The following is a 10,878-nucleotide window of genomic DNA, read 5'->3' on the forward strand; positions in this document are numbered from 1 at the left end:
ACCGACCATGCCGACACCCCAGACCGCGCGTTCGCGCTTCGCCGCCGACACTCGATCGCCGTGCGCCCTCGCCCTGCTGCTGCTGGCGAGCCCCGCGCTCGGCTGCACCGGCGAACCCCCTCGTCCGCAAGGCGGCGGCGACGACGGCATCGTCGGGGTCGACGGCGGCGACAGCACCACCCTCGAGGCCGACCCGACCACCGGCAACGCGGCCAAGCTCGACCTCGGCGCGCCAACCGATCTGCCGCTGCCCGATGGAGAGGACTGCGCGGCCACGAGCGTCGGCGCATCGCTGCGGCTGCGGCCGATCGACGTGATCCTGGTGGTCGACACCAGCTCGTCGATGCAGCCGGTGAGCAACGCGGTCGAGCTGACGCTCGGCACCTCGCTCACGCAGAAGCTCGCCGACAGCGGGCTCGACTATCGCGTGATCGCGATCGCAGGTTACGGCGCCGGGGCGGGCCTGTGCCTGCCGTCACCGCTCGGTCAAGACGGCTGCGACCCACCTGGTCCGCTCGCACCGGTGGGGCCGCTGCTCTACCAGTACTCGATCGGGCTCGGCTCGGGTTCGTTCCTCGAGGCGATCCTCGGCACCTACGCCGCGCCGCCGTCGGCGGCCCAGTCGGGGCTCTACGCCGTACCCCCGATGGGTTGGGGCGAGTGGGCGCGCCCCGACGCGCTCAAGGTCTTCATCGGCATCACCGACGCCGCGTCGATGTCGAACTCGATCGCCGGCGGCACCGCCTTCGATGCCGACCTGCTCGCGCTCGCCCCCGAGCAGTTCGGCACCCCCGAGGCCCGCAACTACATCTTCCACACCATCGCAGGGCTCGCGCAGAACAACCCCGCCGAGCTGCCGTGGCCGCCCGACGCACCCATCATCAACAGCGATTGCGTCGGCTTCAGCGGCAAGGAGCCCGGGCAACCCATGCAGCAGGTCAGCGTGCTGACCGGTGGCCTGCGCTTCCCGCTGTGCGAGTACGACGCCTTCGATGCCGTGTTCGATGCGGTCGCCACCGGCGTGGTCGAGACCGTGCCGGCGTCGTGCGACATCGCGGTGCCCGTGCCCTCCGACGGCGGCACCATCGACCCCGACACCATCGAGCTCGACTACCACGCCGGCGACGGCCAGACCCACGTCCATCACCAGGTGCCCGACGAAGCGGCGTGCGACGGCGAGGCCTTCTGGCTCGACGGCGACACCATTCACCTGTGCCCGTCGGCATGCGCGACGGTGCAGGCCGATGACGCCGCCGAGGTCGAGGTCCGCTTCGGCTGCGACGTCGGCTACGACCCGAACGGCTGACGCGTGCGCGTGCGTGGGGTCGGAGTTCCGCGAACCCGCGTGGTGGCGGCGACGGCACGCCGTCGCCCGCTGCATCGCGCACAGTCCGGCACGCGTGGGCTCGGGCCGGGTGCTACACTGGCAGTATGGTTCGGTGGATGTGGTGGTGGATCCTGGGTCCGGTCGTGGCGTGTGGTCCGACGGCAGCGAGCACAGCGGGCGATGGCTCGGGCGACGGCGGTGCATCGAGCACGACGACGGAGCGGTCGGACACCTCGACCGACGAGGGGGACAGCACCACCGCAGCGCCGGTGCCGTGCACGTCGGAGGCACTCGACGACCTGGACCTCGTGCGGACCGCGGGCATGTCGGAGGTCGCGGGCGCACTCGAGGTCGTGCTCGCGAACAGTCCATCGCACGAGTGCGGCGGACTCGCCTGCGACGATGGCTGGCAAGTGCGCGTCCGCGTCGACCCGGCCGCGAGTGGCCCGCAGGCGTTGGGGACGATCGTCTGGGCACGCTCGACCGTGCAGTCCTCGGACTGCCAAGGCCCCGGGGAGGCGGAGCCGTGCGAATGCCCCGAGCCCCTGGACCACGACAGCGGCTGGACCGGAACGGTCGAGATCGTCGCCCAGGACGACGCGTGCATGCAGCTGCGCTTCGTCGACACCAACGTGTTGGGCCACGTCAACGAGCCCAGCCCACCGACGACGTTCGGCGCGGTCGCGAGTCGCTGCAACTGACGCGAGCGGCACGGCGCGTCGTGGGACCTCGTCCGCGACCGTGCTTCGGTGCCCAGGGCCGGAATCGAACCAGCGACACACGGATTTTCAGTCCGTTGCTCTACCAACTGAGCTACCTGGGCGGGTCGCTCTCGGGCACCTACGGCACCCGGGGGTCACGTAGGTACGCGATCTCCCCGGCGGCCGTCAAGCCTCAACCGATGGCCGCACCGCTGTCGCCCTGGGCGACGCGGATTGTGTTCTGCACCGCTTCCATGAAGGCGCCGCGGGCGAGGGGATGTTCGTCGAGCAGCTGGCCGAGGCCGTCGGCCAGCAGCGGCAGCGTGTAGGCCGACGGGTTGCAGCACAGCAGCCACTCGCGCAGCTGTTCGCGCACCACGCTCTCGGCCCGCACGGCGTCGTGGCCGGTGCGCACGTACTGCTCGGCGAACTGATCGCGGATGCGGGCGAGCACGGGCGCGAGATCACCGGACATGATGCGCGAGATCTCGTCCTCGGTCTCCTGCGACATCGGCGAGTCGAAGGCGCCGCTGGTGTGGGCCGAGAGCAGCTCGCGCAGTGCGTCCGTCTGCACGCCGACCAGCGCACGCACCGGCGCGACCGCGGTGTCGCGCTCGAGCAGCGCGACCACCGTCGCGTCCTCGGTCAGCGGGATGACCATCATGCGCGCGGGGCCGAAGTTGATCAGGAGCTCGCGCAGCGGCACGCCGACCGTCTCGGACGCCACGGTCATGCGTCGCACGGTCTTGGCGACGTCGTTGGCGATGGCGGCCGGCAGACCGCTGCGTGCCCCCGCCGCCATCGCGCCGTCCGAGGTCGCGATGAGGGCCCCGCGCACGCCTTGGATCGCGCCCAGCTCTTCGAGCAGATCGAGCAACTGCTCGCGGGTACCGCCTCCGCTCATTCGACCCCCATCACGGCGTCACGCACCGCCTCGGGATCGGCCCCCGGCGCCACCGACAGCACGGCCGAGGCCGCGCCCATGCTGACCATCACCATCTGCTGCCCGTTGACCGAGCGCGCGACGACGCCGTCGAACACGTTGAAGCCGAGGGTTCGCGCGATGCGTGCTGCGCCGCGCATGTAGAAGCCTGCGAGCGTGACCAGCGAGCTGTTGGTGCGCATGTCCTCGGCGAGCACCTTGCCCGTGCTCGAGATGATCGCCACGCCGTTGATGCCTTCGAACTGCCAGAATTGGTCGAGCATCCCGCTGCGCGTGTCGGGATCGTCGAAGATCGCGTGACCGGCCGCGGTGCTGAGCGCCGCCGAGTCGTCGGAGCCGACCATCGACGACTCGCCGAACGGCACCGGCTCGGGCTTGCTCGTCGCCGAACGCAGCTTGGCGATGGGGTGGGTGGACTCGTCGAGTCCGACGCGCCCGACCACCTGCGGCACCGCGGGCTCCTCGGCGGGCACCGACGGCACGACGGGAGGCCCAGGGTCATTGGCGAACGGATCTTCGAGGTCGATGACGTCGCCCAGGTCGCTCAGGTCGTTCAGATCCTCGAACGAGACCTCGTCGGCGGGCACGACCTCCTCGATCACCGCGGCCGGCTGCGGCGTCGGCTCGGGTGCCAGCTCGTGCGGCACGGCGGTGCCCTCGCCCTTGCCCGCGCCGATCATCCCGAGCGTGCCCTCGTCGGCCTGTCGCGCGGCTTCCATGAGCAAGTGCGTGCTCGAGCGCGTCACCGTGTGCAGCGGCGCGCGACGGTTGAACAGCTCGCGGAAGGTGCCGCGGTTGACGGCGAGCAGCATGTAGAAGGCGGTCTCACCGCGATATTGGTCGTACTCGCAGTGCACGATGTCGCCGTGCTCGAACCAGATGAGCCCGCGGCCCTTGGGGGTGTGGACCTCGACCAGCTTGTCGCGACCCGACAGCGCGATCATCTGCACGTAGTCGAAGAACTCCAGCTCGACCGCGTTGCCGTAGAAGCCGCGACGTGGCCCGCTCTCCTCGAGCGCAGCAATCACCGCCTCGGTGTCGATGGGCTTGTCGAAGATGCGGATGTCGCCGGAGGCGCCGTAGAGCTCGCGCATCTCCGGCGTCAGCACCGACGATGCGATGAACGCCTTGGTCGACGGCGTGTAGCTTCCGATCCACTGCAGGATCTGAGTGCCGTCGGCGCCCGCGATGCGCACGTCGGTGATCACCGCGTCGAACGGCTCGCTGCGTAGACGATCGATCGCATGACGAACGCTCGTCGCCGAGCCGGTCTCCATGCCGGCCTTGCGCAGCGCCCGTTCCAGCGGGAAGCGAACGTTCACGTCGTCGTCGACGACGAGAACTCGCATCGGCACCTTCGCCGCGGCTCGGGCCGGATCGGACACGGGGGAGGATGGTATCGGGCGAACCCGCCGCGACCGAAGAAAACCAGGGAGTTCGCAGCTCGCCGCGAGCGCAGGAGATCCCGGTCGCGGCCCCGCGGTACCCATCCCAGGCCGCCGCGCAGCGGTCCACTCGCCCTCGGGCGGGGGCTCGAGCGCCTGCGCGCAGGGCGATCGATGGCCGAAATCCTGTGTCGTCTCCGCGCGCCTGGCCGAGATCGGAACCCGGTTTCGCCGCGGTTGCATATGGTCGATCCACCATTAGCGCGTGATCGCGCAATCCATCAAAGGCACGAGTTGATCGGGTAGTCCGCATCGCGTCCGCGATCGCAGTTCCGGGCCGATGTGCCACGGTCCCATGGTGGATCGGCGCGGGAATGCACGGCGCGTGACAACACCCGCATGACTCCGCGCGCGGCCTTTCGGCCAATGTGGGCTTTTTCGCCCATTCTGCGAAAGCACGTCGGGTATTTGTTCTTACAAGAAAAGGCTTTTCCACCAGCTCGATTTCACGTACAGTGCGGACATGGCGATTCTCCTGGAAGACCTCAACCTCCGCAAAGCCGAGAAGATGATGTGTCTGCAAGCCCTCGAGAAGGGCGGCAGCATCGTCGAGGCCGCGCTCCTGCTGGGCATCACCCGCCACGCGCTCAAGCGCCGCATGATCAAGCACCGCATCGACTGGCCATCCGCGCAGCAGCGCGAGGCTCGCCCGGCGGAGGTCACGCAGCTGAGCGCACTCGAAGGCGCCTAGCGGCGCCAGGTCGAGGGTCCGCTTCGATCGCCGGAGCCTCCGAGCAAGACCCCCCCGGTCGCCACACCAAAGACGCCGCCGTCCCCATGCCCTACTCGGGGGCGGCGTCGTCTTCGTCCTCCGACAGGACCTCCCGCGAGGCCGCCTCGACTCGCCCGACCAGGGTCGCGACCGCCGCGTGCACGACGGGTTCGACCTCCGGCACCGTCAGGTCGGTGCGAGCCAGCAGCTCCAGCGCGCTGGTCCAACCTTGGATGAACGCGGCGAGCTGCGCCGGCGCCAGCCCTTCGCTGCGGGAGAGCAGCAGCTCACGGACGAGCAGTGCGAGCGGGTCGAGCGAGCGCGGCGCGTGGGCAGTCATTCGTTCCGAGGGCCGGACGAGGCGCCGGGTTCGGCGACCAGGACGAGCGGCCGCGCAGTGTACCGCGGAGCAATTCCGCCAACCAAGATCGCGGACGAGCTGGGGTGCTCCCCAAGCGGGTGCGCGTGCCGGTGCTATCGTCCGCAGCCATGAACTCAGGGCCAGACCCGCGGGTGCTCGCGAAGGCGATCGATGACGTGGTCGCCTCGTACGCCCTGCACGGCAACATCAACCACCTCGACGGCGCCAACCTACCGTCGCGGGCGCTGGTCTCGGCGCTGCTGGCCGATCTGCTGACCATCGTCTTCCCGGGCTACTTCGTCGAGGAACAGGTCGACGCGCTGACGTCCCGGTACTTCGTGGGGGAGCGCTGCGCGAGGGTGCTCCGCGGCCTCGAGCGCGTGATCGCGCGGGCGTTCGCGGCCGACGGCGCCGAGACGCCCAACGCCAGCCTGGTCCGCGCCCAGCCGATCGCGATCGGCGTCATCCAAGAGATCCCCACCCTGCGGGAGCTGCTCGACACCGACGTCCAGGCCGCGCTCGCGGGTGACCCAGCGGCCGGGAGCGCCTCGGAGATCATCATGAGCTACCCGGGCATCGAGGCAATCGCGGTGCATCGCATCGCGCACTGCCTCCACGTGCGCGGCGTGCCGCTCATCCCCCGCATGATGTCCGAGCTCGTGCATCGGCAGACCGGCATCGACATCCATCCCGGCGCCACCATCGGCCACAGCTTCTTCATCGACCACGGCACCGGCGTGGTCATCGGCGAGACCTCGCAGCTGGGCGATCGCGTGAAGATCTACCAGGGCGTGACGCTCGGCGCGTTGTCGGTCAGCGGCCGCGAGGCCCACGCGCGACGCAAGCGACACCCGACCATCGAGCACGACGTGACGATCTACGCCGGCGCGACGATCCTCGGCGGCGACACGGTGATCGGTGCCGGCTCGACCGTCGGCGGCAACGTGTGGCTGACCCACAGCATCCCGCCGGGCACCACGGTCATGCTCGACAAGCCTTCGCTGCGCTTCGTCGCACAGGACGGCTGAGCGCGCGCACGCGCACGACGCCCACGCAGCGGGCGGTGCTCAGGCGCTGCGGGCAGTCGCGCGGGCGGTCGCCCGGATGCGACCTCGCAGGGCATCGCGCACGATGTCCTTGGCGTCCTCGTCGAAGTTGCCCTCGACCATCCACCGAAGGTACGCCCGCTCGGTCGGATCGGACGCCACCCAGCGCAGGCTCTTGCCCCGCAGGCGTCCGAAGTTGAACACCGGCTCGTTGTCCCGCCATGCGAAGCGGCGACCAGTGTCGCAGTAGGCGTCGTTGTGCTGCACCGACAGCCCGTGCAGCGACTCGAGGTCGACGCCGAGATCGTCGTAGCGCTCGAGCTGGCCCGCGAACACCTCGAGCGAAGCGACCGTGTCGGCCTCGGCGCCGTGGGCATCGAACAGCTCGCGCCCGCGATAGAACCGCAGCGCCGCCGCCAGGTTGCGCGGCTCTCGCTGGTGATAGATGACCTGCGCGTCGACCAGCCGTGCGCGCGAGAACTCGACCATGCGACCGGCCCGCACGAACTCGGCCTGGAGAATGCGCAGGTCGAAGCGGGTGATCGAGAAACCCGCGAGGTCGGCGTCCGCGAACACGGCGGCGAGCTCGGCGGCGACGTCGGCGAAGCGGGGCGCGCCCACCAGGTCGGCGTTGTGGATGCCGTGGATGTCACTCGCCTCACTGGGGATGCGAACGCCGGGATCGATGCGCCAGGTGCGGGCGGGCTCGATGCCGACCGGCAGCGGGCTGACACGCAGCACCGAGATCTCGACGATGCGGTCGGCGATCGGATCGGCACCGGTGGCCTCGATGTCGAAGAACACCACGGGCCGACGCAGGCCCGCCACGAACGCGGCGAAGCGCGGACCGAGTTCGTCGAGCGTCGGCGCACGCACGGCTTGCACGCCCGCACGTTGGCCGCTGACCGGGGAATTCTGCTTGGAATCGTCCATCGTCGGATGCGCGCAAACGCATGCGCGAGACCGCGGTGTACCACGGCGCCGCCTCCAACGCGCAAGCGGACGTCGGTGACGCGCAAGCGGACGCAAACGGACGCAAACGGACGTCGGCGGAGGAACCCGCCCCCGCCTGCGGCAACCCCTGCTTGGATGTCGCGCGGGCCCCTGATAGGTTGTGCTGCCATGAGAGTCGGCCGCTTCTTCGCGTCGTGGGTGTGTTGTGTCGTCGTCAGCGCCTGCGCCGACGAGCGCGAGGGTGATACTGCGGATGCCGACACGATGGCGCAGCTGAGCCTCACCGGCGGTGGTTCGGGTGGCAGCCTCACGGGCGCGGGCGACTCGGCGGCCGACGACGACGGCGTCGAGAAGCTCGACGTCGGCGCCACCGGAGGCGCGGTCGACTGTCCCGAGGGTCAGGTCTGCGACGACTGCGTCGAGGTCGAGCACACGCCGTGCGACGGCGACTCGACCGACCCGTTCCGTGCCCTCGGCCTCAACTGCGATGGTGAGTCGCAGATCCAAGGCACGCTCGACGGCAACCCGCTGGCGATCGGCCTGCGCACCGGCTTCGGCGGCACCATGCAGTGGGCACCGCGCGAGGGCTCGAAGTTCGTCGTGCTCGGCTCGGGCTTCGTCTCCGACCTCGACAGCGAGACCCCGGGCGGCGACCTCGACGTCAGCCCGACGCACTGCAACGACGACCTCGGCGCGTTCGATCCCGGCGGCTCGCTGCCGATGCCCGTGCGCACCAACGACGTCGGTGGCGACTGCACCGCCAACGACGCACTGCTCGGCACCGGCGACTGCTCGAACACGATCCAGTCGCAGTTCAGCCAGGGCGTCGCGGCCAACGACTACACCGAGATGCGCGTGGTCGGCATGGTGCCGCCCTCCAACAACTCGATCTCGTACGACCTGGCGTTCTTCTCGGTCGAGTACCCGTTCTACTACGGCAGCCAGTTCAATGACATGTACGTCGGCTGGCTCGAGTCGGAGAGCTGGACCGGCAACATCTCGTTCGACGAGATGGGCAACCCCATCTCGCTCAACGCCGGCTTCCTCGACTTCCGCGACGACGGCGGCAATCGTCCCGAGTTCGCCGGCACCTGCATGCGCCAGCACGCGGGCACCAAGTGGCTCAACAGCACCGCGCCGGTGACCCCGGGCGAGCAGATCACGGTCGTGTTCGCGATCTTCGATCTCTCGGACTCGATCCTCGACAGCTACGTGTTCCTCGACAACTTCCACTGGGGCTGCGAGGGCACCGACCACCCGATGACGACGCCGGTGGGCTGACGCCGACGGCCCGCCGCCGCGGGTCTATTTGGGCACGGTGCGGAGCGACTGATTGCGGCCGCCGCTGGTCCAGTAGACCGCGTTGCAGCCCAGCGCGAGGCCCCACGGCGTGTCGGTCGACGCCAACGTCTCGACCGCGCCGCCGCCCGCCTTGGGCGTGCGCTGGATCGCCCCCGTGCTGCCGTCACCCAACGTCCAGTACAGGTGCGAATCGTCGACCGCGAGCCCAGCGATGCTCTCCGGGAGGTTGGTGACGACCAGCAGACCCTGATTGGTGCCGTGCTTGAGCGCGCTCTTGATGCTGGGTCCGTCGCTGAAGTAGACCCGCTCGTCGTCGACGGCCAGCGCGTTGACGTAGGAGTTGCCGCTGGCGACGGTGGTCCCCTCGGTCGTCACGGCGACCGAGTCGAACGGAAAGCGGCGCACCAGCTTCTCGTCGCCCTGCGTCCACTCGGTCCAGTACACGTGGGTGCCGTCGATCGCGAGCGACGCTGGCGAGGCGGCGTTGGCGACCAACTCGGCCTGGGCCACGTCGGTCAGGTCCTTGGCCGCGCGATAGATGCCGCCGGTGGTGCCCATCGCGAAGTAGACGTGGTTGGTGCCGACCGCGAGTCCCGCATAGCCGGCCAGTCCACCGGGCACCTGCGTGACGAGATCGAGCACGCCACCGGGCGCCGCGACACGTCGCAGCGTGGGGCCGTCGTGATCGAGGAAGTACACGTGGGTGTCGTCGGCGGCGATCTGGGTGACGTAGGTGTTCTCGGGCACGTAGATGAGCGGCTCGCTGGTGCCCGCGATCGGGTCGGCGAGATAGATCGACTTGCCGCCGCCGGACGACCACGCCACCGCGTCGCCGACCAGCGCCACGCTGATCGCCTCGACTCCCATCAGCGGCGTACCGACCACGGTCTCCTCGCAGGGTGGCGACTCGCAGCCACCGCCACAGCCGGCCATGCAGCAACCCGGCGCCGGCCCGGTGGTGTCGCCGTCGTCGCTGCCCGAGCCGCTGCTGTCGCTGGGGTCGACACCGGTGCTGCCCTCGGCGCCGGTGGTCGACACCGAGGTGCCCCCGGTCGATCCGCTGCTGGCGGCGTCGCCGGTGCTGGCCGCATCCCCCGTGCTCGCGCCGAGGGTGCCCGCGCTCGAAGTCGGATCGAAGCAGCCGCCCGCGAGCAACGCGGCGAGGGCGAGCAGGGACGCGGAGCGGGCGTGCGACGGAGCCAGGGTGGCGGGCATGCGTCCTTCCCGATGCACCGAGCCGCCCGAAGCGGTGAAAAAAAGATCGTCGCCTCGCGGCCCGCCGTGCACGCGTTGCAAACCCGGCCGCGGGCCTCACGCCGCCTGCAGCGAGCGATGCGCTAGCAGGGCTCCGCGAGCCACGCGCTCGCGTGCTCGCGCGTGATCTCGTACGCGCGGCCGGCCTGCTGCAAGGCGAACGGACCGAGCGCGGGCACCCCGGGCGTGATCATCACCTGCGCATCCACGGGGGGCATGCGCTCGGCCGCGCGCGATCGCGTCACGCGACGGCGCGAGGGGATGAGGTGCATGCAGACGCGCTCGCCCGGTGCGAGGGCGACGCGGCCGATGCGATCGGAGACCCCGCCATCCACGACGATGCGGCCGCGCAGGCGCATCGGCCGGAACATCAGCGGCACCGTGCACGAGGCCTGGATCGCGTCGGCGAGATCACCGTGCTCGATCGCGACGGTACGGTGCGCGAGCACGTCGTGCGCGATCGCGACGAAGGGGCGCTCGCACTGCTCGATGTCGCGGCGTCCGGTCGGCGCCAGCACGCGACGCAGCTCGGCGGCGAACTTGCGCCCGCGCAGCAGACCACCGAGCGGCAGTCCGGGATCCCAGAACTGCCGCCGCTCGAGCGCGAGCAGCTCGCGGATGAGCGACGCCGCCGGCAACCCGGCCGCCCACAGCCCGCCCGCGAGCGCGCCCGCCGAGACGCCGACGATGCGTCGCGGCCGCAAGCCAGCGTCCTCGAGCGCGTGGAGCAAGCCCGCGTGCGAGAAGAACCCAAAGAACCCTGCCGAGAGCGCCAGCGTGAAGGGCTGCGCCTCGAGCCACTCGCGTCGCGTGCCCAACCTGGCCGCGAGCAT

General features: G+C 70.3%; 11 protein-coding genes and 1 tRNA gene. 5 read left to right on the forward strand and 7 right to left on the reverse strand.

From position 1 onward, the window contains the following. The first annotated feature begins 7 nt into the window (after positions 1-7). Positions 8-1,306 (forward strand): hypothetical protein, encoded by a 1,299-nt coding sequence (locus IPH07_19815; protein MBK6919652.1) that lies wholly within the window; start codon positions 8-10, stop codon positions 1,304-1,306. Between the two features lie 137 nt (positions 1,307-1,443). Then, the gene (locus IPH07_19820; protein ID MBK6919653.1) at positions 1,444-2,028 is read left to right on the forward strand and encodes a hypothetical protein; all 585 of its coding nucleotides are present in this window, start codon (positions 1,444-1,446) and stop codon (positions 2,026-2,028) included. 49 nt (positions 2,029-2,077) lie between these two features. On the opposite strand, the gene IPH07_19825 is transcribed toward IPH07_19820, so the two are convergent. From IPH07_19825 to IPH07_19835, 3 genes are all read right to left on the reverse strand, one after another. Next, positions 2,078-2,150, reverse strand: a tRNA-Phe gene (locus IPH07_19825). A gap of 71 nt (positions 2,151-2,221) precedes the next feature. Next, on the reverse strand, positions 2,222-2,932 hold the full coding sequence (locus IPH07_19830) for a hypothetical protein (protein ID MBK6919654.1): 711 nt from the start codon (positions 2,930-2,932) through the stop codon (positions 2,222-2,224). Next, positions 2,929-4,461 (reverse strand): response regulator, encoded by a 1,533-nt coding sequence (locus IPH07_19835; GenBank protein ID MBK6919655.1) that lies wholly within the window; start codon positions 4,459-4,461, stop codon positions 2,929-2,931. The genes IPH07_19830 and IPH07_19835 overlap by 4 nt, the downstream gene beginning before the upstream one ends. A 418-nt stretch (positions 4,462-4,879) precedes the next feature. Between IPH07_19835 and IPH07_19840 the strand changes: the two genes are divergently transcribed. Beyond that, entirely contained in the window at positions 4,880-5,107 is a 228-nt protein-coding gene (locus IPH07_19840) for a hypothetical protein (GenBank protein ID MBK6919656.1), read from the forward strand. A 91-nt stretch (positions 5,108-5,198) separates the two neighbouring features. Here the strand turns inward: IPH07_19840 and IPH07_19845 are convergent, their stop codons facing one another. Beyond that, on the reverse strand, positions 5,199-5,468 hold the full coding sequence (locus tag IPH07_19845) for a hypothetical protein (protein ID MBK6919657.1): 270 nt from the start codon (positions 5,466-5,468) through the stop codon (positions 5,199-5,201). A gap of 149 nt (positions 5,469-5,617) precedes the next feature. Between IPH07_19845 and IPH07_19850 the strand changes: the two genes are divergently transcribed. Then, a complete protein-coding gene (locus tag IPH07_19850) occupies positions 5,618-6,517 on the forward strand; it encodes a serine acetyltransferase (GenBank protein MBK6919658.1) in 900 nt (299 codons plus the stop codon). A gap of 39 nt (positions 6,518-6,556) precedes the next feature. On the opposite strand, the gene IPH07_19855 is transcribed toward IPH07_19850, so the two are convergent. Then, positions 6,557-7,468, reverse strand: a complete 912-nt coding sequence (locus IPH07_19855; GenBank protein MBK6919659.1) for a 3'-5' exonuclease — start codon at positions 7,466-7,468, stop codon at positions 6,557-6,559. A 189-nt stretch (positions 7,469-7,657) separates the two neighbouring features. Here IPH07_19855 and IPH07_19860 point away from each other — a divergent pair, with 189 nt between their 5' ends. Next, on the forward strand, positions 7,658-8,770 hold the full coding sequence (locus IPH07_19860) for a choice-of-anchor L domain-containing protein (protein MBK6919660.1): 1,113 nt from the start codon (positions 7,658-7,660) through the stop codon (positions 8,768-8,770). A gap of 24 nt (positions 8,771-8,794) precedes the next feature. Here IPH07_19860 and IPH07_19865 read toward each other — a convergent pair whose 3' ends face one another. Both IPH07_19865 and IPH07_19870 read right to left on the reverse strand, forming a co-directional pair. Beyond that, complete coding sequence (locus IPH07_19865) at positions 8,795-10,006, reverse strand: hypothetical protein (GenBank protein ID MBK6919661.1); 1,212 nt, start codon at positions 10,004-10,006, stop codon at positions 8,795-8,797. Positions 10,007-10,128: 122 nt separating this feature from the next. Beyond that, on the reverse strand, positions 10,129-10,863 hold the full coding sequence (locus IPH07_19870; GenBank protein MBK6919662.1) for a patatin-like phospholipase family protein: 735 nt from the start codon (positions 10,861-10,863) through the stop codon (positions 10,129-10,131). Between the last annotated feature and the right edge of the window lie 15 nt (positions 10,864-10,878).

It is taken from the genome of Deltaproteobacteria bacterium (assembly GCA_016709225.1).
Classification (GTDB): Bacteria; Myxococcota_A; Polyangia; order Nannocystales; family Nannocystaceae; genus Xiheibacterium; species Xiheibacterium phototrophicum.

Excerpts from the sequence above, each read along its gene's own strand:
- IPH07_19830 (MBK6919654.1), bottom strand. The coding sequence starts at position 2,932 with ATGAGCGGAGGCGGTACCCGCGAGCAGTTGCTCGATCTGCTCGAAGAG.
- IPH07_19860 (MBK6919660.1), top strand. The coding sequence starts at position 7,658 with ATGAGAGTCGGCCGCTTCTTCGCGTCGTGGGTGTGTTGTGTCGTCGTC.
- IPH07_19865 (MBK6919661.1), bottom strand. The coding sequence starts at position 10,006 with ATGCCCGCCACCCTGGCTCCGTCGCACGCCCGCTCCGCGTCCCTGCTC.
- IPH07_19840 (MBK6919656.1), top strand. The coding sequence starts at position 4,880 with ATGGCGATTCTCCTGGAAGACCTCAACCTCCGCAAAGCCGAGAAGATG.
- IPH07_19815 (MBK6919652.1), top strand. The coding sequence starts at position 8 with ATGCCGACACCCCAGACCGCGCGTTCGCGCTTCGCCGCCGACACTCGA.
- IPH07_19820 (MBK6919653.1), top strand. The coding sequence starts at position 1,444 with ATGTGGTGGTGGATCCTGGGTCCGGTCGTGGCGTGTGGTCCGACGGCA.
- IPH07_19855 (MBK6919659.1), bottom strand. The coding sequence starts at position 7,468 with ATGGACGATTCCAAGCAGAATTCCCCGGTCAGCGGCCAACGTGCGGGC.
- IPH07_19835 (MBK6919655.1), bottom strand. The coding sequence starts at position 4,461 with ATGGGTACCGCGGGGCCGCGACCGGGATCTCCTGCGCTCGCGGCGAGC.
- IPH07_19850 (MBK6919658.1), top strand. The coding sequence starts at position 5,618 with ATGAACTCAGGGCCAGACCCGCGGGTGCTCGCGAAGGCGATCGATGAC.
- IPH07_19845 (MBK6919657.1), bottom strand. The coding sequence starts at position 5,468 with ATGACTGCCCACGCGCCGCGCTCGCTCGACCCGCTCGCACTGCTCGTC.